We start from the raw sequence: 23,403 nt of genomic DNA, 5'->3' as shown, positions 1-23,403 counted from the left end.
GTTCGCTCGGTTCGCCGTCGGCCTAAGCTTACTCCTCTGCGTCGCCGAGGAACGCCGGGAGGTCGTTCACGGAGTCGAGGACGGCGGTTGCACCGACCGACGCGAACTTCTCTCGCCCGTCCTCGCCGGTCAGGCCGCCCGTGAGGACGCCGACGCCGTGGTAGGTCCGCGACTCGTCCGCGGCGGCGGCGTTGACGGCCGTCTGCACGTCGTCGAGGGTGTCGCCGACGAACACGACCGAGTCCGCGTCGAACCGTTCGGCGAGCGTCGTGAGCGCGTGCGGGTCCGGCTTTCCCGCCTCCCAGTCGTCCATTGTGAACCGGTGCTCCGGCGGGACGGAGAGGAGGGCGCGGGAGAGCGCGATTTCAGCTTCCGCCTCTGGACGGCCCGTGAGGACGCCGACGCGGTGGTTCGAGGTGAGGTAGTCCAGCGTCTCGCCGTCGACGACGACGGGTTCGTCGTGGATGTAGCCCGGGGCCTCGAACGGCGGGTCGCCGCCTTCGAGGTCGCGGTACAGGTCGGTCCCGAGGTAGAGCGCTTGGAACGCCTCTCTGAGACCCTCGGGGTCCCACTCGTCGCGGACGGCGGCGTAGTCGTCGGCCGAGAGGTGGGCTTCGGCGACCGCTTCGGCGGCCGAGAGGCCACCGCCTCGCTCGTGGATGCGGTCGGTGAACGCGGCGAGCGAGACGGGTCGACGGTCGTCCGCGAGGAGGTAGAGCGCGGCGGCGTACGTCAGTTCCCAGTCGTTGTTGAACCCGCTGGCGTCTTTGAACCGTTGGATGTCGGACTTGTCGATGGTGCGGTCGTACAGGCGCGAGATGGACTCTACGATGGCCCGTCGGTACGAGTCGGCGACGTCGACGAGGACTCCGTCGATGTCGAGGACGACTGCGTCTGCGTGCATACCGAGAGACGACGGCACGGAACCCTTAGCGTTGTCCTTTCGGCCGCCGGTCGCGGGAGACGACGTACAGCGTCTCTCGCCCGCCCGCGAGCGTCTCCGTCTCGCACGGCACGTCCGGCGTCTCGTACCCGAGCGTGGTGAAGAGGAAGTCCGCGCCGACGGCGGCGGCCACGTCGCGGGTCGGCCGGTGAAGTTCGGGCGGGAGGTTCAGCGCGTAGACGGCGGCGGACCGGTAGGCCGGGCCGGGGTCGGGGCGTTCGCTCGCGGTGACGACGTCGTCTCTCACGAATCGGAGTTCGGGCGGCACCTCGAACTCGTGGACGTCCGTGACGACGACGCGTTTGCCGGCGGCGGCGAGTGCGGCGGCGACCGTCGGTTGGCGACCGACGCCGACCTCTGTGAGCGTCTCGTAGTGTGCGAGACGGGCAGCGAGAGCGTCTCGAAGTTCGGTTTCCACGGCGGGATATTTATGATACCACCCTGCTTAACAACTTTCATGCTTGTCGACATCGTGCCTATCGGGGACCTCCCAGCGCAGGTGAAGCGCGAGGCATCTGCGGCCCTCCGCGGCGTCTACGACTGCGACGTCACCGTGCACAACGAGCAGTCCATCCCCGAAGGCGCGTTCGACCGCGGCCGAAACCAGTACCGAGCCGAGCAGTTCATCGAACTCGCCAGCCGAATCGGGAGCGGTGAGAAGAACATCGGAATCACGGCACAGGACCTCTACTACCGCCGTCGAAACTACGTGTTCGGACTCGCCTACCTCAACGGCAACGGCTCTGTCATCTCCACGTATCGCCTCCAGACGTCTTCGGACGGCGGAATCACCACGAAGCCCCAGTCGGAGGTGTTCGCAGACCGCGTCCGCAAAGAGGTCGTCCACGAAATCGGCCACACGCTCGGGCTCGAACACTGTGACAACTCCAAGTGCGTCATGTCCTTCTCGCCGACGGTTCGGGAAGTCGACGTGAAAGAGGAGAACCTCTGTGGCACCTGTAGCCGTCTCGTCCACTGACCGACCGTCTCGCTCTTCTCACCGCCGTGACACAGCCACGCATAAACGTTCAGCGCGCGTAGTAGGGTCGGTGAAACGATGCACTATCTCGTGGCCGTGGACGGGTCCGAGTCGGGCGCACAGGCACTCGACCACGCACTACTACTCGTGAGGGGACTCGACGGGACGCTGACGGTCGCCTACTCGGTCGAACCGCAGATGGTCGTCGAAGGCGGTGCCGACGAGTCGACGGCGAACGCGTCGGACGACCGCCTCTACACGGAGGACCCGGACGACGCCGAGACGCGCGGCGAGTCGATTCTCGCGGAGGCCGAGGCGCACGCGGACGAAGCGGGCGTCGCCGCCGAGACGGTCATGCTGTACGGCGACCCCGCCGAGACCATCGCGGAGTACGCCGAAACGAACGGCGTCGACGGCATCGTCGTCGGGCACCGCGGCCTGTCGCACCGCGCGGAAGGGTTGCTCGGGAGCGTGGCGAAAGACCTCCTCAAGCGGGCGTCAGTCCCCGTGACCGTCGTCCGCTAGATGCTCGAACTCGACGGACGCGACGGCGGCGGCCAACTGGTCAGGACCGCCGTGTCGATGTCCGCACTCACGGGCCGAGCGGTGCGGATGCGGAACGTCCGAGGCGACCGACCGTCTCCGGGCCTGAAGGCGCAACACGTCGCGGCTATCGAAGCCGTGGGGTCGGTGACGGAGGGGGAGACGGCCGGCGTCGACGCGGGCAGCGAGACGTTCTCGTTCGACCCCGGGAGGGTCCGCGGCGGCGAGACGCGCGTCGAGATTCCGACCGCGGGGAGTGCGACGCTCGTCTGTGACGCCCTCGCGCCACTCGCACTCGCTCTCGACGACACCCTCCGCGTGACGGTCATCGGCGGGACGGACGTTCGGTGGTCGCCGCCCGCCGACTACCTCCGATACGTCAAACTGCCACTGCTCAGAGACGTCGGCCTCGACGCGCACCTCACCGTCGAGCGACGGGGGTTCTATCCGGCGGGCGGCGGCCGTCTCACGCTCTCGCTCCGCCCGTCTTCCGCGAGGCCGCTGACGCTGCGAACCCCCGGCGCGCTCCGTCGCCTGTCCGTCCACGCCGTCGCCTCCACGACGCTCCAGTCGGCGAACGTCGCAGACCGGATGGCGACCGCCGTCCACGAACGAGTCGGCGGCGTGGCGAAGACGAGGACGAGAGTGACGTACGCGGAGGCGAACTCGCCGGGGGCCGTCGTCACCCTCGTCGCCGACTGCGGAGCGTCGAGAGCGGGGTTCGATGCGCTCGGTCGTCGCGGTGTCCCGGCCGAACGGGTCGGAGACGACGCGGCCGAGGCGTTTGTAGCGTGGCGAGAGACGGGCGCGCCCGCCGACGAGTTCCTCGGCGACCAACTCCTCGTCTGGGTCGCACTCGCCGGCGGCGCGGTTCGAATCCCCCGCGTCACCGACCACGTGCGGACGAACGTCGAGGTGATACGGGCGTTCGGGTACGATATCGAGGTCCGACGGGAGAACGGAGACGGAGTCGTCGTGACGGCGCCGCCGCCCGACGCGTGAGCGGAGGATGCTCGGAGGATGCTCGAAGACGCTCGAAGACGGTACTGTCTCGGTGTCTCGGCTACTTGCGGTCGAGCGCTCGCATGAGCACCCGCAAGAGCACCTGTGCGACGGTGCCGAGTTTCGCGGACCGCGCCGAGACGAGTGCGACGCCGAGGAGGAGCACCGCCCGCTTCGGTTTCTTTCGGACCAGTGCGAGGACTGCTTGTATCAGGGGTACCGCGGCGCTCAGCAAGTTGATGTTGTTCGAGTTGCCGCCTTTGCGTGCCATACACCGAGATGCACGCTACGGCCCGTTAACGCTTGAGGCCACGTCCTCGGCGGAGAGACAGAGTCGAAGAGAGACTGGTCAGTTCGGCGAGTAGTAGTACTCGCCCTGCTTTTTCTGCTTCGAGTCGAGTTGCGACCCGGGCTTGTTGATGCGGGGACGCTGGGTGCGTTCGTCCCGGCGGAACGTGATATCGAGGTCCGAGAGGAAGTCGTTCATGCCCGCGCGCATCTCCTGCGGCGTGCCGGCGTGACCCTCCACGGACGGTTCGCCGTCGAACACCATCAGGCGGTCCGCCAAGAGGTCTATCATGTAGATGTCGTGGTCGATGACCATCACCGTCGCGTCGTGGTTCTCCGCGTAGCGGCGGATGGCCGTCGTCGCCTGCACGCGTTGTTCCACGTCGAGGTGCGCCGAGGGTTCGTCGAGCACGAACAGGTCGGCGTCCTCCGAGAGGGTGGCCGCGATGGCGACGCGCTGTCTCTCACCGCCGGAGAGGTCGTCTAAGTTCCGTTCCATGATGCGGCCGAGTTGGAGCGGGTTCGCGACTTCGGTCTTCCAGTAGGAGGTGCCGAAGTCGTCGGTGATAGACGAGAGGAACGTGTCCACGCGCATCGGCTGGTCTATCTCGATGTACTGCGGTTTGTAGGCGATGTCGAGCGTGAAGTTGAGTTCGCCCTCGTCGGGTTCGAGCGCGCCCGCGAACATCTTCGCCAGGGTGGACTTCCCGATACCGTTCGGACCGACGATGCCGAGCACTTCGGACTTGTAGATGGTGCCGCCCTCCACGTCCAAGGAGAACTCGCCGTCGCCGTAGGACTTCGAGAGGTCGGGGTAGTCGATGAGCGGCTTGCTCTTGGCCGTCTCGCGCGGCGCGTGTTCGTGGAACTCTATCTCGTCGGGGCGAATCCGCATGTTCTCGTTGGAGAGATAGCCCTTCAGGTACTCGTTGATGCCGTTGCGGACGGACTTCGGGTCCGTGACGACACCGTACGCGCCGGGTTCACCGTAGGCGATGTGGAGCGTGTCCGCGAGGAGGTCGAGGATGGCCAGGTCGTGTTCGACCGCCAGCACCGCCTTGTCCTCCTCTTCGGCGAGTTCGCGGATGAGTCGCGCCGCGGTGACGCGCTGACCGATGTCGAGGTACGGCGAAATCTCGTCGAGGAAGTAGAAGTCGCGGTCACGCGAGAGCGTCGCCGCGAGGGCGACGCGCTGGAGTTCCCCGCCCGAGAGCGTGTCGAGGGGTTGGTCGACGACCGGAGCGATGCCGAGTCGGTCGACGTACTCGTCGAGTTTGCCGCGTTCGTCCGTCGAGTTCAAGAGGTCGCTCGTCACGCCGTCGAACTGCTTCGGAATCTGGTCGACGTACTGGGGTTTCCGCGCGATGGTGACGTCCTCTCGGCGGACGCGCTCGATGTAGTTCTGCAGTTCCGTCCCGCGGTAGCGGTCGAGGACGGCGTCCCACGTCGCCTCTCGACCGTAGTCGCCGAGGTTCGGGACCATCTCGCCCGCGAGGGCGCGGACGGCGGTCGTCTTCCCGATACCGTTCGGGCCGAGGATACCCGTCACCGCACCCGACTCGGGGACCGGGAGACCGTAGAGGGCAAAGGAGTTCTCGCCGTAGCGGTGGACCGGGTCCTCCTGCAGTTCCGTCGGGAGGTTGATTATCTCGATAGCGTCGAACGGACACTTCTCGACGCAGATACCGCACGTCTCGCCGAGACAGACCTCTTCGGAGATGCGAATCTGGTCCGGGCCGCCGTCGTAGGGTTCGTCGTCCTCGTAGTACTCCCCGCGCGTCACGATGCACTCTTTGCCCGTTCGGTTCGGCGGGCAGTAGTTCGCGCACTCGTAGCTACAGCGGTCCGGTTGACACCGGTCGAGGTCGACGACCGCGATGCTGTCGTCGGCCATGTTTACAGAGACACACCCGAAGTCAGCAGGATACCGTACGAGATGTACCAGAGGGTGAACGTCATGAAGCCGACGTAGAGGTAGTCTTTCGCCCCGAAATCACTCACGTCGACGCCGAGAACTCGGAGGACGGGGAACTGCGCGAGGAGGAACGCGCCGAGGACGAACAGCGTCTGCTGGTTCGTCGCCGCGTCGCCCACGGGACCAGACCCCAGTCCGACTAACGCGCCCGACGCCAGTGCGGCCCCGATGCCGGCGAGACAGGCGAGCGTGGTGACAGTGACCCCTCGTAAGTGACCCGAGAGGCCCGTCTGCGTTTCCGTTGCCATGCGTACGAGTGCGATACCCGGCGTCAAAAGGCGTTCGTTCCCGTGGCGGCGGCGACGACGCGTCGAGGACGCCGAACGGGAGACCGAAACGAACCCGAACGCTCGGACAGGTCCACGAAGGTTTATGCCGTCTCGACGTTTCGATTCGTAACGATGGCTGAGGCAGAACAGGAGAGTCTCGACGACCTCCCCCCGAGTGCGAAGTTAGTTTTCAAAGTGCTCGAATACAACGGTCCGCTCACACAGAAGGGCATCGTTCAGGAGTCGATGCTGTCGGCTCGAACGGTCCGCTACGCTCTCGAGCGACTGGAAGGAATCGGAGTCGTCGACGAAGACGTCTACTTCGCAGACGCGCGGCAGAACCTCTATCAACTCACCGACGCGGCCCCGAAACAGTCCGCAGACGAAGTTGACGAGGCAGAAGCCTGCCACGCCGAGTAACCCCCTGGCACGGGTGCGGAGGCGACACAGTACCGACCGACGATCACGCGGCAACCCCCGTTATTCTCTCTTTCCGGACGCGGAGTCCCGACGCTCGCGGCGAGTGACGGTCGGGCGAAAAGAGGCGTCGAACCGGCTTACGCCGGGTGGACCGTGATCTTCTGTTTGCGGTCGATGGCCTGTTCGAGTTCGTCGGCGATGGCGCTGCCGCGCGAGACCTGGATGTCGCCGCCGCGCCCCACGGTGGCCGTGAAGAGGTAGTCGCCGTCAGCGCGGACTTCGACCGTCTCGCCGACGTGTTCGTCCATCCGGACGACGACGTGCCGGGAGGTCACCTCGGGGGTGACGATTTCGCCGGAGTCGTCGTCGGGCGTCGCCGCGGCCGACCCGCCGCTGGAACCGGTGTTCGCGGGGTTCTCGTCGTGCGTCCGCACGTCGATGTCGAGACCGAGGCGGTCCTCCACGTCGGAGATGCGGCCGCCGCCCTTCCCGATGACGTACGAGATGTCGTCGTCGTCGACGTAGACGACGGCGTTGTTCTGTCCCTGCAGTTCGACGTCGACGTGACCGCGGGCGATGGAGCGAATCTCCCGCTCTATCTCCTGTCGTGCGAGACGACTCACGCCCGTCTCGTCGCGACCCTCCGCCTCCTCGCCGAGGGGGACGGTGACGACCTGCCGGTTGAACGTGTAAATCTCGTACGCGGGGGTGTTCGTCTCGAAGTCGACCACCTGGATGACGGGGCGTGCGAGGTCCTCGGCGGTGAGTCCCTCGGGCACCTTCACCTGCGTCTGCACGTCGTAGACGGTGTCGACGCGGCCGTCTTCGATGTAGACGACGGTGTCGACCACCTGCGGAATCATGCCGAGTTCGACACGGCCGACGAGTCGCTGGAGGGCGTCGATGGCCCGCGTCGCGTGGACGACGCCGACCATGCCGACGCCGGCGAGTCGCATGTCCGCGAAGACGCTGAAGTCGTTCGTCTTGCGAACCTCGTCGTAGATGGTGTAGTCCGGACGGACGAGAAGCAACGAATCCGCCGTCTTCTCCATCTGCCCGTCGAGCGCGGTGTACTGCGTAATCTCGGGACCGACCTGCAGGTCGCGCGGTTTCTCCATCGTCTTCACCGCGTAGTCGCTGTCGTTCAGGAACTCGGCGACGGCCTGCGCGAAGGTGGACTTCCCGGCACCGGGCGACCCGGAGATGAGGACGCCGCGCTGACGTTCGGCGAGGCGGTCACGGAGTTCGTCGGCGAACTCGTAGTCGTCCAAGTCGGTCTTGACGATGGGGCGGACCGCGGTTATCTCGATGCCGTCCGCGAACGGCGGACGGGCGATGGCGATTCGGTAGTCGCGGAACTGGACGATGGTCATCCCCGGTTCGGAGAGTTCGATGAAGCCGTCGGGACTCGCCCGCGCGGAGTTCTCGATGTCGTCGGCCCACGACTTCATCGTCGCCTCGTCGGACACCTCCTCGGAGATGGTCTGGTAGTGCATCTCGCCGATAGCGCCGCGCTTTGCCTTCGGTTTCGTGTCGGTCTTGAGGTGGACCGACATCGTCTGGTCGTCGAAGAACTCCTCTATGACCAGGTCGCCGGACCCGCGAACGCGCGCCTCGACGAACTCGACGGAGAGGCCCTTCGCGCGGGCGACTTCGGCCTGCACCTGGTCGCTCGTGAGGAGCGTCGCGCCCTGTTCCTCCGCGACGTCGCGGATGACCGCGTCGATGTCGCCCTCGTGGGCACCCGTCGCCTCGCTCGGTTTCGTGTGTCGGCCGACGTACTCCAGCGTAATCGCCCCGTCGTCGGCGAGTTCGGAGAGTCGCTGGAGTTCGGAGAGACCCTCCCATCCGGTGTCGTGCCCCTGGTTCGCCTGCGATTCGAGTTCCCCGACGACGGCTTCGGGCACACAGACCGTCGTCTCCTCGTCGTCCGACTCGACTCGCTCGGACACGCGACCGTCGATGACCGCGCTCGTGTCCGGCACTAGCTTCATGGCCCGGGTTTGGCGTGCGAGACGGATAAAAGAACGTATCACGGCGGACGGATGGTGCCGATACCACGGACGTCGGCGATACTTATACCGGCGGAGGGTGACCGAGGAGCCATGGAAGAACTGAACGCGCTCACGAGGCATCTGGTCTCCATCCCGAGCCACGAGGACGAGACGGCCTGCGGCGACGCCATCGAAGCGTGGCTTCGCGAGGAGACGGACGCAGCGGTGACGAGAGACGACCACGGCAACGTCGTCGCTCGGAAAGGTGACGGGGGGTCGGAGTCGCTGGCACTCGTCGGCCACCACGACGTCGTGCCGCCGGACGAGTCACAGGTCGACAGCGGCGAGTACGTCGTCGAACAGCGAGACGGGCGTATCTACGGCCGCGGCGCGGCAGACATGAAAGGTGCCGTCGCGGCGTCGATGCTCGCCTTCCGCGACGCCGACCCGGCGGGCGAACTGATTTTCGCCTCGTTCGTCGCCGAAGAGACCGGTGGCGACGGCGCGCGCGGAGCCATCGAAGACGGCGTCGTCCCCGACTACGCCATCGTCGCCGAGGGGTCCACGAACTACTCCAAAGACGGCGTGACCGACGTGGTGGTGGCGCACAAGGGCCGTCGCGCCTCCTCCGTCGTCGCCCGCGGGTCCGCATCGCACGCGAGCGAACCCGAGGCCGGAGTCAACGCCGTCTACCGCGCCTGCGACGCCGTCGACGTGATTCGCGAACTCCCCGCCCCGGAGGCGGAGGTGTTCGGCGAACGTCTCTCGGGTACCGTCGTCGTCACGGAGATAGACGGCGGGTCGGCGTGGAACGTCGTCCCCGAACGCTGCGAGGTGACGATAGACGAGCGAACCGTCCCCGGCGAGTACGCCGACCTGGCGCGGGTCGAAACCGTCGAAGGAGTCGAGTGGGTGCTCGAACAGGACCTGCCGCCGATGGCGTGCGACGACGAGGCGTTCGCCGACGCCGTGTTGGCGGCGGCGACGGCGGCGCAGGACGGCGTGCCGGAACAGGTGACGAAACCGCACGCGACGGACGCCGGATGGCTCTCGCAGGCGGGGACGACCTGTGTCATCTGCGGAGCCTCGGAGCCGGGAGAGGCCCACACGAGAGACGAGAGCGTCTCCGTCGAGGTTCTGGCGCGGTGCTATCGGACGTATCTCGGGGCGGCCGAGTCGTGGCCGAGCGAGTAGCGAAGAGAGAGAAATGTGAACGAGCCGCACACCCGGATACACATGGTTGATAATGCGGGAGGTGTTTCGGTTCGATATGGCGACCGAAGCAACAGGTGCCGACGCGGAGTCGGCCCCCGAAGCCTACACGCAACTCCTCCAGACGTACAAGCGAGTCTCGAACGTCCGCAACGCGGCCGGACTCCTCTCGTGGGACCAGCAGGTGATGATGCCAGAGGGCGGCAATCCCGCGCGTTCCCAGCAGCTCTCGACGCTCTCGTCGCTGTCGCACGAACTGCTCACCGACGACGAGGTGGGCGAGGCGCTGGACGAACTCGAAGACGCCGACCTGACCGACGAACAGGCGGGCGTCGTCCGCGAGATTCGCCGGAAGTACGACCGCGCGGTGAGCGTCCCCTCGGAACTCGTCGAAGAGATTTCGACCGCCTCCTCGGAGGCGCTTCCCGCGTGGGAGAAAGCGAAAGCCGAGAACGACTTCTCCATCTTCGCGCCGCACCTGCAGAAGCACGTCGAACTCAAGCGCGAGTACGCGGAACACATCGACCCGGACAAAGACCCCTACGAGGTGCTGTTCGAGGACTTCGAGCCCTGCTTGCCGCTCGAACAGGCGGAGTCCATCCTCGACGAACTCCGCGACACGCTCGTGCCGATGATCACGCAGATTCGCGAGGAGGGCGACGACATCGCGACGGACGCCTTCACGCGGGCGGGCGAGTACCCCGAAGAAGACCAAGAGGAACTCTGCCGCGACGTGCTGTCGACGCTCGGCTATCCGTGGGAGCGCGGCCGTCTGGACACCTCCTCGCACCCGTTCTCCTCGGGGACGATGTTCGACGCTCGCGTGACGACGCGCTTCGACGAGACGGACCCCCTCGGCTCGCTGTTCTCGACGGTCCACGAGTTCGGCCACGCCACCTACAACCTCGGGCTGCCGGACGAGCACTACGCGACGCCGCTGGGCGAGTCGCGTGACCTCTCGGTCCACGAGTCGCAGTCGCGTCTGTGGGAGAACCACGTCGGCCGGTCGAAGGCGTTCTGGAACGTGCTCCTCCCGAAGTTCAAAGAGCACTTCCCGAAAGCGGAGGACGTGACGCTGGAGGAGGCGTACGAGGCGGCCAATCAGGTGTACGAGGACAACCTCATCCGCGTCGAGTCCGACGAACTGACCTACCACCTGCACATCATCGTCCGGTTCGAGATAGAGCGCGCGCTCATCTCCGGCGACATCGACGTCGAAGACGTGCCGGAAGTGTGGAACGACAAGTACGAGGAGTATCTCGGCATCCGCCCCGAGACGGACTCGGAAGGCTGTCTGCAGGACATCCACTGGAGCCACGGTAACTTCGGCTACTTCCCGACGTACTCGCTCGGGTCGGTGATGGCCGCGCAACTGTACGCCGCCGCCGAGGACGACGTGGACGACCTCGAATCGCACATCGAAGACGGTGACTTCGAACCGCTCCACGAGTGGTTGACCGAGAACGTCCACCAGCACGGCGCGCGCTACGAGACGAACGAACTCGTCGTGGAGGCGACGGGCGAGGACTTCGCCGCGGACGACTTCCTCGACTACGTGACCGAGAAGTACGGCGACCTGTACGGCATCGACGCGTAGACGGCGCGGGCGGCGCAGACGCGGGTGGTGCAGACGACGAACCCGGCGCGTAAACGACGCTGAAGGTGCGGGCACGCACCACGGTTCTTTCGCGGACTGCCGGGTGACGGAGCTTCTTACGTCGCGAGCGAGAGCCACGAGACATGTCCACGAGCGACACGTACGACGCCCTCCTCGACCACTACCGACGCGTCTCGAACGTCCGGCACGCCGACGGGATGCTGATGTGGGACCAACAGACGATGATGCCCGCGGGCGGAACGCCCGCCCGCGCCGAACAGCGTTCGACGCTCTCTGCGGTCCGACACGACCTGTTGACCGCCGACGAACTCGGCGCGTTACTCGACGAGGCGGACGAGGCGCACCTCGACGACGAACGGCGAGCGGTCGTCCGCGAGATTCGGCGGCAACACGAACGCGCCGTCCGCGTCCCGGACGAACTCGTCGAAGAGATTTCGCGCGTGGAGTCGAGCGCGCACGAGGCGTGGGTGGAGGCGAAGGCCGAGGACGACTTCGACGCACTCGCGCCTACGCTGGAGCGAATCGTCGAGTTGTACCGGGAACGCGCCGAACATCTCGACCCCGAGAAACACCCGTTCGAGGCCATCTACGAGGACTCCGAACCGCACCTGCCGCTCTCGACGGTGGAAGAGATATTCGCGCAGTTGAAAGAGACGCTCGTCCCTCTCATCGACGACATTCGCGCCGCCGAGGAGTTGCCGACGCCGTTCGGCGGGACGTACGACGAGGCGTCGCAGTTGGCGCTCTCGGAGGACGCGTTGGACCTCGTGGGCTACGATTGGAACCGGGGCCGACTCGACACCTCCGCGCACCCGTTCACCTTCGGCACGCAGTTCGACTGCCGCGTGACGACGCGAGTCGACGAGGACGACCCGCTCGCGGCGCTCACCTCCACGATTCACGAGTTCGGCCACGCCACCTACAACCTCGGGTTGCCGCAAGAGCACTACGCGACTCCCCTCGGCGAGTCGGGGAGTCACGGCGTCCACGAGTCCCAATCGCGGTTCTTCGAGAACCACGTCGGCCGGTCGAAGGCGTTCTGGGAGGGGTTCGTCGGGACGGTGAACGACCGACTCGGCACGGATACGACCGCGGAGGCGGGTTACGCCGCCGTCAACCGCGTGAAACCGGACAACGTGATTCGCGTCGAAGCCGACGAGTTGACCTACCACCTGCACATCCTCGTGCGCTTCGAAACGGAGAAGGCACTCCTCGGCGGCGACATCGAGGTGTCCGAGGTGCCCGCGGTGTGGAACGAGAAGATGGAGGAGTATCTGGGCGTTCGGCCGGAGACGGACGCCGAGGGATGCATGCAGGACATCCACTGGACGGCGGGCTACCTCGCCGCCTTCCAGAACTACACCGTCGGGAGCGTGCTGGCGGCGCAGTTAGACGCCGCGATGCGCGCGGAACTGGACGACGTAGACGCCCTGATTCGCGACGGCGAGTTCGCGCCCGTCCACGAGTTCTTGGCCGAGAACGTCCACCGACGCGGCCGCCGGTACCCGACGGACGAACTCGTCGTGGAGGCGACGGGCGAACCGCTCTCCGCGGACGCCTTCTGCGACTACGCGACGACGAAGTTCGGGTCGCTGTACGACCTGTAGGAGCGCTCGGCTCGAAACGGTGCCCTTCGGTCTCGGGAGTCTATGGAGTGCTCTCACCGGATGGGGACGGGCAACAAGACTAAGTAGTGGTACGCCATAGCACACCATGTATGGCCTCAGCACCCAACGCCGATGAGGCGCTGTTCGACCAGTTCTTGGACGACCGCGGTCACGACGTATCCGAGGAAGACTGGGAGACATCTTATAACAAGAAGCAGTGTCCAGACTGCGGGGCGATTCACGACAAAGCAGCCATCGACTGCACCGTCTGTGGGTGGGACCCGCGAGCGCGATAGGGTGCACACACGCCGCCGTCGTATCGACGTTCGACCCTCGTTCTCCGCAATTTTCGCCGTTCCCCAAAGCAGGCAGTTTATCAGGGATAAGTCCGTGAACGTGTACAATGACCGACTCCGACGCGACAGTCACCCGTCTGTTCGGGGGTCCGGGTAGCGGGAAGACGACGGCCCTCCTCGACCGAGTCGAGGAGATTCTCGAAGACGACGACGTGACGATTCGGGACATACTCGTCGTCTCGTACACGCGCGCCGCCGCCGCGGAGATTCGCGAACGCCTCGCAGAGCGACTCGACATCTCGCCGCGGGCGTTACAGGGCAACGTCGCGACGATGCACGCGAAGGCGTACGAACTGCTCGACCTCTCGCGGAACGACGTCGTCGGCGAGAAGGACAAAAAGGAGTTCTGCGAGGACTTCGGCGTCGAGTTCGAAGACGAGTACGGGGGCGCGGGCCGTCGAACCGCGCGCTCGACGACCATCGGGAACAAGATTATCGCGACAAGTCAGTGGCTCCAGCGGACGCGGCGCGACGTGGCCGACTGGTACGACGTGCCATTCAACTGGAACGTCGAGGAGGTCCGTCTGCCGCCCGAGATAGACCCCAACGCGCAGGAGGGCAACAAGTACACGCCGACGTGGCCCGGCGACGACGACCGAATCGACGTGCCGAGCGTCATCCGCGGTTGGCGGAAGTACAAAGGCGACAACGGACTCGTCGGCTTCGCGGACATGCTCGAACGAGTGAAACAGCGTTCGCTCGTCCCGAACGTGGACTACCTCGTCATCGACGAGTTTCAGGACATCACCACCCTGCAGTACGACGTCTATCAGGAGTGGCTCCCCCACTTAGAGAACGTCCTCATCGCCGGTGACGACGACCAGGTCGTCTACGCGTGGCAGGGTGCGGACCCGAACCTCCTCCTCGACACCGAACGCGACGAGGACGTGGTCCTGCCGAACTCCTACCGCCTCCCCTCGAAGATTCTCGACGTGGTGAACAAGGAGATTCGCCACATCGACAAGCGCCAGGAGAAAGACCTCAGACCCCGGAAAGAGGGCGGCGTCGTCGAGGGCGTCAGTTCGCCCTCGATGCTGGACCTCGCGCGGAACGTCCGCTACACCATCGAGAAGGACGACGACGACGACGAGAGCATCATGCTCCTGTTCCGCGCGCGCTACCAGATGTTCCAGTTCATCGACGAGTTCCTCCCGCTCGGAATCCCCTTTTCGGTCCTCACCGACCAGCGGATGTGGACCGACCGCCTGACACAGTACGTCGAGGCCATCGAGAAACTCGAACGCGAAGAGAACATCAACGGTCTGGAAGCCCGTCGACTCGCCGATATGCTGCAGGACTCCGCGTTCGGGTCGAACGAACGCGACGACCTGTTCGACTACATCGACGACCTGCAGGACACGGAAGGCGTCGAGGACCTGACCGAGCTCGAAGTCGAACCCGACGTCATCACCGACCACGCGCCGTTCGTCCCCGACGGGGCCGCCGCCGGCGACATGGTCCGGAAGGTCACGTCGTTCCAGCGCAAGTCCGTCGAGGCCTACTTCGACGGCGAGTACCGCGGGATGGACCCCAACCGCGTCCGCGTCGGCACCATCCACTCCGCGAAGGGTCGCGAGGCCGACCACGTGTTCGTCTCCACCGACCTGACCGAGAAGGTGGTCGAGCAGATGGCCGCCTCCATCGACGACGAGGAGGTGCCGGGCGTCGACGAGTTCACCTCCACGACCGACCCCGTCCCCATCCTCACCGACAACGAACGTCGCGTGTTCTACGTCGGCCTCTCGCGTGCCCGCGAACGCCTCGTCATCTTGGAGAACGTCGTGAAGGGCGCGCCGACGCTCCCCGTGAGCGTCCTGCTCCACAACGAGGTTCGCGACACGCCGATAGAGGAACTCCTCGAAGAGGCGCAGACGGGCGACACGCCGACGCCCGAACCCGAAGCGTAGTCGATGCGCGACGCCCCCGACTCGCTGCCCGCACCGACGACGGACCGCGCGTTCCTCGACGACGCACTCGACGCGGCCGACGCCGTCGGGTTCGTCGCCGTCGGCGACCGGTTCGACGACGACCTGCGATATCTCACGCGGTTCGACGGCCCGGACCGCGACTACGCGTTCGTCCGCGCTGACGGCGAGAGCGTCCTCTGCGCACCGGGACTGTTCGAAGAGCAGGCGACCCGCGAGTTCGACGGCACCGTCCGGATGGACGGCGTCGGCGACCCGGCGGGCGTCCGCGCCGCAGAGGCACTCGCCGCGTTCGGCGTCGACGCCGGACTCGTCCTCGTCCCGCAGTCGATTCCGCACGACGCCGCCGTCCACCTCGAACGCGCGGGCTACGACCTCCGGTCGACGACGGCCGTCGCCGACGCGCGCCTCGTGAAGACCGACGCGGAACTGGACTGCCTCCGGCGGGTCCAACGCGCCGCCGTTCGCGGGATGCGCCGCGCGGAGACGATACTCGCCGAGAGTCGCGTCGAGGGAGACGAACTCGTCTGGGAGGGCGGCCCTCTCTCCACGGAACGCCTCCGTCGACAGGTGAACGCCGAGTTCGCCGTCTACGGCGTCCGCGACGCGGGCAACACCGTCGTCGGCGCGGGACCGACCTGCGCGGACCTCCACTACACCGGCACGGACGTGCTTCACCCCGGCGAGACGGTCCTCCTCGACCTCTCACCGCGCGGCCCGCACGGCTACTACGGCGACCTCTCGCGGACGTACGTCGTCGACAGCGACGGCGGGTGGGAACGCCGCGCCTACGTCGCCGTCGAAGCGGCACTCGACGCCGCACTCGACGAGATAGCGCCGGGCGCGGACGCCGCCGACGTCCACCGCGAGGCGGCCGCCGAACTCGCCGCCTACGGCTTCGACCCGAACGCGGACGAGGGCGAGGCGGGGTTCACGCACGGCACCGGCCACGGCGTCGGCGTCTCACTGCACGAGGGACCGTCGCTCCGCGACCCGGTCGAACTCGAACCGGGGATGGTGTTCACCGTCGAACCGGGCGTTTACGACCCCGAACGGGGCGGCGTCCGACTAGAAGAGTTGGTCGCCGTCACCGACGACGGCCACGAGGTGCTGCACGAGTATCCGCGGTCGTTCGCACCGCGGACGGAGTAACGACGTCGTCGAGAAGCGGTCTACTCGTCGTCGGGCGTCTTCACGGCGCTTCCGACGAGTTTCTCGCCGATTTTCGCGGGGATGTCGCCGGGCGTCGTGAGGACGTGCGGGAGGACGACCATCAACACCGCGACGGCGAGGAGACCCCCGCCGAGAATCTGTTGTCCGTCGAGGAGCGTGTTCAACCCGAAGACGCCGACCGGAACGGCGAATATCAGCGTCGCCGCGAGTTGAATCGTTCCGAGGATTCCGAGTCGCATCGTAGGCGTGCCTACTACATCGGAGACGAAAAGCGCCGCGGTGTGTGAACGTCTGCGGACCTCGAACGGGTCGGACGAGAGTATATGTCCGCGTCCGACGTGTCGTCTCGTATGCACATCGAGAGCCTCGTCGCCGCAGTCGACGTGTTCGGTACGTCCGTCTCGGCGGACGTTCTCGTCGTCTTCGCCGTCCTCGTCGCCGCCGTCGCCCTGTTCGTCTCGGAGGCGGTGTCGCCGGACGTGACGGCCATCGGCGTCGTCGTCGTCCTCGTGGCTCTCGAACCGTTCACGAACGTCTCGGCGGCGGACGGACTCTCGGGCTTTTCGAACCCCGCGACGGTGACTATCATCGCGATGTACGTCCTGAGCGCGGGCGTCCAACGGACGGGCATCGTCCGCCGCCTCGGCGTCGAAGTCGCCCACCTCACCCGCGGCGACGAGAACCGCCTCCTCGCCGCCATCGTCGGTCTCACCGGTCCCATCGCGGGCATCGTCAACAACACGCCCGTCGTCGCCGTCTTCATCCCGATGGTGACTGACCTCGCGAACGAGGCGGGCGTGTCGCCGTCGAAACTGCTCATCCCGCTCTCGTACGCGTCGATGCTCGCGGGAACGCTCACGCTGTTCGGAACGGCGACGAACCTCGTCGCCTCGGAACTGTCCGCGGACCTGTTGGGGCGGTCGTTCGGCGTCTTCGAGTTGACCCCCGTCGGCATCGTCGTCTTCCTCGTCGGCGGCGTCTACCTCCTCACCGTGGGGAAGTGGCTGTTGCCCGCCCGCGTCCCGCCGGGGTCGCGGACCGAGCGCTACGAGGTGCAACCGTACCTCGCGCGGGTTCTCGTCACGTCTCGGTCGCCACTCGTCGGGAACTTCGCACAGGTGGTCGCCGAGGACGCCCGCCGTGACCTCGGTATCGACGTGGTGGACGTGGTGCGCGGCGACCAGCACTTCGTCGCCGCCGACTCCGACCGGCAGTTGGAGGCCCGAGACATCCTGACCGTCCGCGGGAATCCCCCGAGCATCCAACGGTTCGTCGAGTACGCGGCACTTAGACAACTCCCGCGCGCGGCGGTGACGGACGCGGAACTCGACCACCCGGAGCGCTCGACGCTCGTCGAACTGGTCGTTCCCGCGAACTCGCCGTTGGAAGGGGAGACGGTCGAGAGCGCCCGTCTCCGCGAACGCTACGACGCAATCGTGCTGGCGGTGCGACGGGCCGGGGGCGAACTCGTGCGCGACGGCATCGGCGCGACCGAACTCCGCGGCGGCGACGCACTCCTCCTGCAGACGACGGCCGAGGCGGCGGACTTCCTCGCTGAGACCGACGACTTCGTCGTGACGAACGAGGTGTTCGACGAGGTGATGGCGCGCGTCCGCGAGACGGGAGTGAGTCGCGCCACCGTCGTCGCAGTCGGTATCCTCCTCTCCGTCGTCGCCGTCGCCGCCCTCGGCGTCCTCCCCATCGCCATCGCCGCCCTCGCGGGCGTCGTCGCCATGGTCGTCACCGACGTCATCTCGCCGAACGAGGCGTACGACGCCGTGAACTGGAACGTCATCTTCCTGCTCGCGGGCATCGTCCCCCTCGGCATCGCGCTTCGGGAGACGGGCGGGGCGGCCCTCGTCGCCGACGCCGTCGTCGGCGCGACGGCCGGACTCCCGATACTCGCGGTCCTCGCGCTGTTCTACCTGCTCACGGGACTGTTCGCCAACGTCATCACGCCCGTCGCGAGCGTCGTGCTCTTTCTGCCGATAGCCGTCTCGACGGCCGAGAGCGTCGGTGCCGACCCGTTCTCGTTCGTCCTCGGCGTGACGTTCGCCGCCTCCACCGCGTTCGTGACGCCCGTGGGCTACCAGACGAACCTCATGGTGTACGGCCCCGGCGGCTACACGTTCACCGACTACGTCCGCGTCGGCGGTCCGCTCCAACTGCTCCTCGCCGTCGTCACGTCGGTGGCCATCGCGTTCTGGTGGGGGCTGTAGTCAGCGGACGACGCCCTCGGGGAGTTCCTCCATCGTCTCGCCGCCCAACCCGGTCGTGACGATGAGGCGGAGTCCGTGTCGGACCGACATGTCCACGTCGAACACCTCGTCGGGGGCGGCCATCACCAGCGCTCCCGCCGTCGGGTTCGGACTGTGCGGGACGAACACCGTGAACAGTTCGTCGCTCTCGGTGGCGCGTTCGGCCGACTGCGGGCCGTCGTTGGTGACGAACCCGATGGAGTACAACCCCTCGCGCGGGTACTCGACGAGGACGACGCGGTCGAACCCCTCCGTCTGCCGCGTGAGCGATTCCGAGACCTGTCGCACGCCGAAGTAGATGGTGCGCACCAGTGGGACGAGTCGGACGCCGCGTTCGAAGCCGCCGAACAACCGACGACCGAGTTCGCGCGAGGCGACGTAGCCGACGGCGGTCAAGGTGACGGCGAGCAATAGCGCGGCCAGTAACTGCGCGAGGAGGAGTTCGTCGCCGGTGAAGTTCTGGAGGCGCGTCGTCGTCACGATGGGGTTGAGGATGATTCCCGTCAGCCGGTCGAAGATGAAATCGAGGACGAGAACCGTCACCGCGAGTGGTGCGACGAGGAACACGCCCGTGATGAAACTGGTTCGGAGTCGTGAGAGGAACGTCATCGTGAGGCGGTGGTGAGAAGCGACCAAAAGTGTACTCCCGCCGAAGGTCGGTGAGAGGGGAGTCGGCCCGAAACCGAACGACGACGCGACGACCACATTCGTGATGCTTTTCACCAGTGGGACACGACTGAGCGTATGTTCACAGGCATCGTCGAGACCATCGGCATCGTCGTCGCGGCGACGGACGACGACGGCGGCCGCCGACTCCGTCTCGGCCCCGACGCGACGTTCGAAGACCTCCACCACGGCCAGTCCATCTCGGTCAGCGGCGTCTGTCTCACCGTCGAAGACTACTCGGTCGACGAGCAGTGGTTCGAGGTGTTCCTCGCCCGGGAGACGGTCGAGAAGACGTACCTCGGAGCGGTCACGGAGGGCGACCGGGTGAACCTCGAACGCGCACTCCCGGCGAACGGCCGTCTGGACGGACACATCGTACAGGGACACGTCGACACGACGACGCGCGTGACCGAAATCGAACGCGTCGGCGACGACTGGTACTTCGGGTTCGAGTTGCCCGCGGAGATGGCGAACTACGTCGTCCAGAAGGGCTCTGTCTGTCTGGACGGAATCAGTCTCACCGTCGCCGACCGCCGCGCGTCGAGTTTCGCCGTCGCCATCATCCCGACGACGTACGACCTGACGACGCTCTCGGAGAAAGACGTCGGCGACCCCGCCCACGTCGAAGTGGACGTCGTCGCGAAGTACGTCGAGAACATGGTGTCGGGTTACGTCGACGCCGGCGTTGAGGCCGACGCCGACGTCGACATCGACACCAACGGCGACGCCGACGCGTCAGCCGAGTGACCGAGTCGAGACGTCGGCCCTACTCGGACTCGCTCGGTTCCGGGTGTGCCGACGCGTCGTCGTACGACGGCGTGTGCGCGTTTCGGTAGGCGTCGCGGTAGCGCCGAATCTTTCGGATGAGGTAGAAGCCGAAGACGCCGTCGAAGATGAGGACGTAGACGACGAACGGCGCGAGTCCCTCCAGCCCGGTCACCATCGAGATGAGTCCCGACCCGATGCCGACGGTGGAGTTGTACGTCGCGTGGACGAACGACGCGATGAGCAGACCCTTGATGACGATGGGGCCGCGGTTCTCCGGGTTGAACCTCGCCAACCCGAGGTAGTAGCCCGCGATGGCGGTGTAGATGACGTGTCCCGGCCCGGCGAGGGCGCGAACGGCCGTGATACCGCCGCCCATGCCGATGAGGTCGAGTCCGAGGTCCAGCCCCTCGGTGGGGAGTTCGCGGCTGATGTAGAGAGCGTTCTCGACGAACGCGAAGCCGAGGCCGGCCATCGCGCCGTAGACGGCACCGTCGACGACGGAGTTGAACCGGTCGTCCGTGTAGGCGTACAGGCGAACCGCGAGGAGTTTCACCGTCTCCTCGACGGGACCGACGACGAGATAGAAGAAAAGCACCGTCCCGAGGAAGCCGAACCCCTGGAAGAACGGTTTCGTGACGCCGTTGAGGACGGCGGCGAAGTTGGCGGTCAGGACGCCGAGGAGGAACGTCCCGACGAGCAGCGACAGCGGTTCGCTCGTCGTCACGTCGGAGTAGTAGACGTACGCCGCGAGACCGAGTGCGGGAACCGCAGACAACACCGTGAGCGTCCCGATTTCGAGGTTCGTCAGGGCGGCGAACCCGCCGACGAGGAGGAGGAGGGCGAACGCGACGAGGATGATCGCAACTCTCGCGGAGGCCGCGAGGAATCGGTACAGTGCGACGGCGAGACCGTCGACCGACGTTCGCTCCTCCCACGTGGAGATGTCGTACAGGTCTCTGGAGCCGTCTCCTGCGCGTTCGACTGGGTCTCGTCTATCGGACATCTGCCTGACGATACAAGCCGATGCCGCGTAATATCTTCGGCCGAACCGACGAGATACCGAAACGGGCGCTTGAAAGGGTCCGGGGACCAACGCCCGGTAACAGATGCACTTCGACCAACGAACGCAGGCCGCCCTCCGCGAGGCGGGCCTCACCGACGAGGAGATTCGGGCGGCGTCCGACGCCGTCGTAGACGCGGTCGAACGCGACGCAGACGCGTTACAGGCGTTCTTCGACGACGGCGGGACGACGTACTCGGACATGGAGATGGCACACAGCGCGAGCGACGTGCAGGAACACGAAGTGGCGTATCTCGACCTGTTCACGCACGGCAGCGACATCCGCGGCTACCTCCGCTTCGACTCGTGGGGCGTGCCCGTCGAGGGGGGCCGCGTCCTGACCGACGAGAAGGTCGAACTGTCGCTCGGTCCGACGGTGAACGCCCGCGTCCGGTTCGCCCGCGACCCGGACCTACTCCGATGACCGGAGACGTCGACCCCGTTCGCGTCCGGGTGCGCGGCATCTACACGACGGCCGTGACGCGCCTCCTCCTAGCGGCCGGACACGACGTGGTCCAGGCCTCCGAACCCATCCGCGCCCGCTTCGACGCCGAGTTCGCAGACGGGCATCACGACGTGACGGTGGCGACGACGGACGACCGACAGGGCATCGGCGTCCACGGCGACGACGACGCGGTGGCGACGGTCACCGACCACCTCGAAGCCGTCGGCATCGACACCCTCGCGTGGGCCGACCCGGCACCGCCCGGCACCGTCTTCGACGCTCGCGTGACCGAGACGAAAGGCTCCGGTGCGGTCTGCTCGCTGGGCGAGACGGAGGGCTTTCTCCCGTTTCGCGTGACCGACGACAGAATCGAGGAGGGCGACGCCGTGCGGGTGCAAGTCAGAGACCCCGAACCGCCGTGGAGCGACCGGCGAACGTCGCTCGGAACCGACGTCAGGGTCGACGGGGGGCTGGCGACGCTCGTCCGCGGCCGCGACGGCGTCACCGTGAACACCCGCGACGACGCCGCCGGGCGGGAACTCGTCGGCATGACCGACTTCCTCTCGGTCGACGCCCCCGACGGGTGGGGTATCGAGTGGTCACACGCCGCGACGAAGGCCGACATGGACGCCCTCGGGTCGGCGCTCGAACGCGCCGTCGAACGCGCGGCGACGATAGACGACGAACTCTCGGACGCGGGCGACCCCGAACCCCTCCGACGCCTCGCGACACCCGGCGCGGGAACGTGGTGCTGGTTCGGCCGCGAGTCCCGGTTCGGCCTCGACGAGCATCGCAGAGAGGTGGAGACGACGATGCCCGGACACCACCGGACGAAGGCCTCCTGCGAGGCGGCCTCCGCGGGCGTGGATTTCGTCGAGGCGATGTGCTCGCCTTCGGGGGAGTTCCCGTTCGACGTCGTGACGCGACAGTTCGGGCCGACGGAGGGCGACAGAGTGAGCATCGGGCACGGCAAGCCCGACGGCCGCGCGTTCTCACTCGGCCGAGGAGAGGTGGTCGAATGGGACGAGGACGGGACGCTCTCCGTCGAACGGACGCTGTCGGGGGGCGGCGAGTACGACGCCCTCGGGACGGCGCGCGAGTCGGGCGATACCGCCCTCACGAAGTTCCGCGAGGGTCGGTGGTGGTATCCGACCGTCTACCGGAGTTCGGAGGGCGACCTGAAGGGAACGTACGTGAACGTCTGTACCCCCGTCGAGTGCTTCCCCGACGAGGTGCGCTACGTGGACCTGCACGTGGACGTGATAAAGCACCCCGACGGCACCGTCGAACGCGTCGACGACGACGAACTGGACGCGGCCGTCGAGAGCGGAAACCTGAACGAGGAACTCGCGGAGAAAGCACGCTCTGTCGCGTCGAGTCTGGAGAACGCGCTCTCGAAGTAGCTACGGATACGGCGCTGAGACGGACGGCCACTGCATCGTACCGCGAGGCCCCGCCTCGCGGCAGGTTTTGGTCGAGCTTTTTGCGGTGAGCGGTCGCGCTCCGCGCGACCCGAACGTGCAAAAAGCTCGTTAGAAGTGACCCGGGTCCTCGTCGCCGTACTGGAGTTCGCCGCCGCGGCCGCCTTCGACCGTACTGGCCCCGTGGTCGCCCGAACTGGGGACCTTCACCTGCACGTCCGTCACGTCGTCGAAGTCCATGATGAGGTCGGCTTTGATGTTGTTCGCCGTGATGTTCGAGATACCGCATCCCGCGCAGGCCCCGCCGAGTTCGACGACGACTTCGCCCGTCTCGGGGTCGGCCTTGCGCACGACGCTGTCGCCGCCGTGCATCTGGATGATGGGCATCTGGCCGACCATCCAGTCCTCGATTCGCCGTTTCAACGAGTCCCCAGCGTCGCTCATGATACGCTCTTGGCACCCCATCTTTTGATGCCTTGCG

24 protein-coding genes are annotated in these 23,403 nt (G+C 66.6%); 14 read left to right on the top strand and 10 right to left on the bottom strand.

Translation table 11 applies throughout. The annotated features are described in order from the left end of the window. Positions 1 to 28 precede the first annotated feature (28 nt). Positions 29 to 904 (bottom strand): TIGR01548 family HAD-type hydrolase, encoded by an 876-nt coding sequence (locus tag BM282_RS02780; RefSeq protein ID WP_089876552.1) that lies wholly within the window; start codon positions 902 to 904, stop codon positions 29 to 31. A 25-nt stretch (positions 905 to 929) separates the two neighbouring features. After that, the gene (locus tag BM282_RS02775; protein ID WP_089876550.1) at positions 930 to 1,361 is read right to left on the bottom strand and encodes a UPF0146 family protein; all 432 of its coding nucleotides are present in this window, start codon (positions 1,359 to 1,361) and stop codon (positions 930 to 932) included. 39 nt (positions 1,362 to 1,400) lie between these two features. On the opposite strand from BM282_RS02775, the gene BM282_RS02770 reads away from it, so the two are divergent. The 3 genes from BM282_RS02770 (at position 1,401) to rtcA (ending at position 3,467) form a co-directional block, all read left to right on the top strand. Continuing rightward, positions 1,401 to 1,922: an archaemetzincin family Zn-dependent metalloprotease gene (locus tag BM282_RS02770; protein WP_089876548.1), complete on the top strand. Its 522-nt coding sequence runs from the start codon at positions 1,401 to 1,403 to the stop codon at positions 1,920 to 1,922. Between the two features lie 78 nt (positions 1,923 to 2,000). Further along, on the top strand, positions 2,001 to 2,447 hold the full coding sequence (locus BM282_RS02765) for a universal stress protein (RefSeq protein ID WP_089876545.1): 447 nt from the start codon (positions 2,001 to 2,003) through the stop codon (positions 2,445 to 2,447). Next, complete coding sequence (gene rtcA, locus BM282_RS02760; protein ID WP_089876543.1) at positions 2,448 to 3,467, top strand: RNA 3'-terminal phosphate cyclase; 1,020 nt, start codon at positions 2,448 to 2,450, stop codon at positions 3,465 to 3,467. Between the two features lie 61 nt (positions 3,468 to 3,528). Here rtcA and BM282_RS02755 read toward each other — a convergent pair whose 3' ends face one another. From BM282_RS02755 to BM282_RS02745, 3 genes are all read right to left on the bottom strand, one after another. Continuing rightward, the gene (locus tag BM282_RS02755) at positions 3,529 to 3,738 is read right to left on the bottom strand and encodes a hypothetical protein (protein WP_089876540.1); all 210 of its coding nucleotides are present in this window, start codon (positions 3,736 to 3,738) and stop codon (positions 3,529 to 3,531) included. Between the two features lie 78 nt (positions 3,739 to 3,816). Then, the gene (locus tag BM282_RS02750; RefSeq protein ID WP_089876538.1) at positions 3,817 to 5,649 is read right to left on the bottom strand and encodes a ribosome biogenesis/translation initiation ATPase RLI; all 1,833 of its coding nucleotides are present in this window, start codon (positions 5,647 to 5,649) and stop codon (positions 3,817 to 3,819) included. A gap of 2 nt (positions 5,650 to 5,651) precedes the next feature. Next, a complete protein-coding gene (locus BM282_RS02745; protein WP_089876536.1) occupies positions 5,652 to 5,978 on the bottom strand; it encodes an EMC6-like membrane protein in 327 nt (108 codons plus the stop codon). A 153-nt stretch (positions 5,979 to 6,131) separates the two neighbouring features. Here BM282_RS02745 and BM282_RS02740 point away from each other — a divergent pair, with 153 nt between their 5' ends. Next, positions 6,132 to 6,419: a MarR family transcriptional regulator gene (locus tag BM282_RS02740; RefSeq protein ID WP_089877330.1), complete on the top strand. Its 288-nt coding sequence runs from the start codon at positions 6,132 to 6,134 to the stop codon at positions 6,417 to 6,419. A 137-nt stretch (positions 6,420 to 6,556) separates the two neighbouring features. On the opposite strand, the gene BM282_RS02735 is transcribed toward BM282_RS02740, so the two are convergent. Beyond that, complete coding sequence (locus BM282_RS02735; protein WP_089876535.1) at positions 6,557 to 8,413, bottom strand: PINc/VapC family ATPase; 1,857 nt, start codon at positions 8,411 to 8,413, stop codon at positions 6,557 to 6,559. Between the two features lie 111 nt (positions 8,414 to 8,524). Here BM282_RS02735 and BM282_RS02730 point away from each other — a divergent pair, with 111 nt between their 5' ends. The 6 genes from BM282_RS02730 to BM282_RS02705 all read left to right on the top strand — a co-directional run bounded on the left by BM282_RS02730 (position 8,525) and on the right by BM282_RS02705 (position 16,283). Then, the gene (locus BM282_RS02730) at positions 8,525 to 9,607 is read left to right on the top strand and encodes a M20 family metallopeptidase (RefSeq protein ID WP_089876533.1); all 1,083 of its coding nucleotides are present in this window, start codon (positions 8,525 to 8,527) and stop codon (positions 9,605 to 9,607) included. Positions 9,608 to 9,683: 76 nt separating this feature from the next. Further along, positions 9,684 to 11,222 (top strand): carboxypeptidase M32, encoded by a 1,539-nt coding sequence (locus BM282_RS02725; RefSeq protein ID WP_089876531.1) that lies wholly within the window; start codon positions 9,684 to 9,686, stop codon positions 11,220 to 11,222. A 143-nt stretch (positions 11,223 to 11,365) separates the two neighbouring features. After that, positions 11,366 to 12,850 carry a carboxypeptidase M32 gene (locus BM282_RS02720; protein WP_089876529.1) on the top strand — a complete coding sequence of 495 codons (1,485 nt, stop codon included), beginning with the start codon at positions 11,366 to 11,368 and terminating at the stop codon, positions 12,848 to 12,850. Positions 12,851 to 12,960: 110 nt separating this feature from the next. Then, complete coding sequence (locus tag BM282_RS02715; RefSeq protein ID WP_089876527.1) at positions 12,961 to 13,146, top strand: HVO_0416 family zinc finger protein; 186 nt, start codon at positions 12,961 to 12,963, stop codon at positions 13,144 to 13,146. Positions 13,147 to 13,253: 107 nt separating this feature from the next. After that, positions 13,254 to 15,113, top strand: coding sequence for a UvrD-helicase domain-containing protein (locus BM282_RS02710; protein WP_089876525.1), 1,860 nt, complete (start codon positions 13,254 to 13,256; stop codon positions 15,111 to 15,113). Positions 15,114 to 15,116: 3 nt separating this feature from the next. After that, a complete protein-coding gene (locus BM282_RS02705) occupies positions 15,117 to 16,283 on the top strand; it encodes a M24 family metallopeptidase (protein WP_089876523.1) in 1,167 nt (388 codons plus the stop codon). A 20-nt stretch (positions 16,284 to 16,303) separates the two neighbouring features. Here BM282_RS02705 and BM282_RS02700 read toward each other — a convergent pair whose 3' ends face one another. Continuing rightward, positions 16,304 to 16,543, bottom strand: a complete 240-nt coding sequence (locus BM282_RS02700; protein ID WP_089876521.1) for a DUF7533 family protein — start codon at positions 16,541 to 16,543, stop codon at positions 16,304 to 16,306. A gap of 111 nt (positions 16,544 to 16,654) precedes the next feature. Here BM282_RS02700 and BM282_RS02695 point away from each other — a divergent pair, with 111 nt between their 5' ends. Beyond that, a complete protein-coding gene (locus tag BM282_RS02695) occupies positions 16,655 to 18,523 on the top strand; it encodes an SLC13 family permease (protein WP_089877328.1) in 1,869 nt (622 codons plus the stop codon). Here BM282_RS02695 and BM282_RS02690 read toward each other — a convergent pair whose 3' ends face one another. Continuing rightward, entirely contained in the window at positions 18,524 to 19,171 is a 648-nt protein-coding gene (locus BM282_RS02690) for a DUF502 domain-containing protein (protein ID WP_089876520.1), read from the bottom strand. It abuts the gene before it with no gap. A 135-nt stretch (positions 19,172 to 19,306) separates the two neighbouring features. On the opposite strand from BM282_RS02690, the gene BM282_RS02685 reads away from it, so the two are divergent. Next, a complete protein-coding gene (locus BM282_RS02685; RefSeq protein ID WP_089876518.1) occupies positions 19,307 to 19,975 on the top strand; it encodes a riboflavin synthase in 669 nt (222 codons plus the stop codon). Between the two features lie 19 nt (positions 19,976 to 19,994). On the opposite strand, the gene BM282_RS02680 is transcribed toward BM282_RS02685, so the two are convergent. Continuing rightward, positions 19,995 to 20,999 carry a PrsW family intramembrane metalloprotease gene (locus BM282_RS02680; protein ID WP_089876516.1) on the bottom strand — a complete coding sequence of 335 codons (1,005 nt, stop codon included), beginning with the start codon at positions 20,997 to 20,999 and terminating at the stop codon, positions 19,995 to 19,997. 103 nt (positions 21,000 to 21,102) lie between these two features. On the opposite strand from BM282_RS02680, the gene BM282_RS02675 reads away from it, so the two are divergent. Together BM282_RS02675 and BM282_RS02670 are read left to right on the top strand one after the other, a co-directional pair. After that, positions 21,103 to 21,480: a DUF7532 family protein gene (locus BM282_RS02675; protein WP_089876514.1), complete on the top strand. Its 378-nt coding sequence runs from the start codon at positions 21,103 to 21,105 to the stop codon at positions 21,478 to 21,480. Beyond that, a complete protein-coding gene (locus BM282_RS02670) occupies positions 21,477 to 22,904 on the top strand; it encodes a DUF402 domain-containing protein (RefSeq protein ID WP_089876512.1) in 1,428 nt (475 codons plus the stop codon). Before BM282_RS02675 ends, BM282_RS02670 begins: the two co-directional genes overlap by 4 nt. Positions 22,905 to 23,033: 129 nt before the next feature. Here BM282_RS02670 and BM282_RS02665 read toward each other — a convergent pair whose 3' ends face one another. After that, positions 23,034 to 23,366, bottom strand: a complete 333-nt coding sequence (locus tag BM282_RS02665; protein WP_089877327.1) for a NifU family protein — start codon at positions 23,364 to 23,366, stop codon at positions 23,034 to 23,036. Positions 23,367 to 23,403: the final 37 nt, after the last annotated feature.

It is taken from the genome of Halogeometricum limi, from assembly GCF_900115785.1.
Classification (GTDB): domain Archaea; phylum Halobacteriota; class Halobacteria; order Halobacteriales; family Haloferacaceae; genus Halogeometricum; species Halogeometricum limi.
This window is presented reverse-complemented; position numbering and strand designations above follow the sequence as displayed.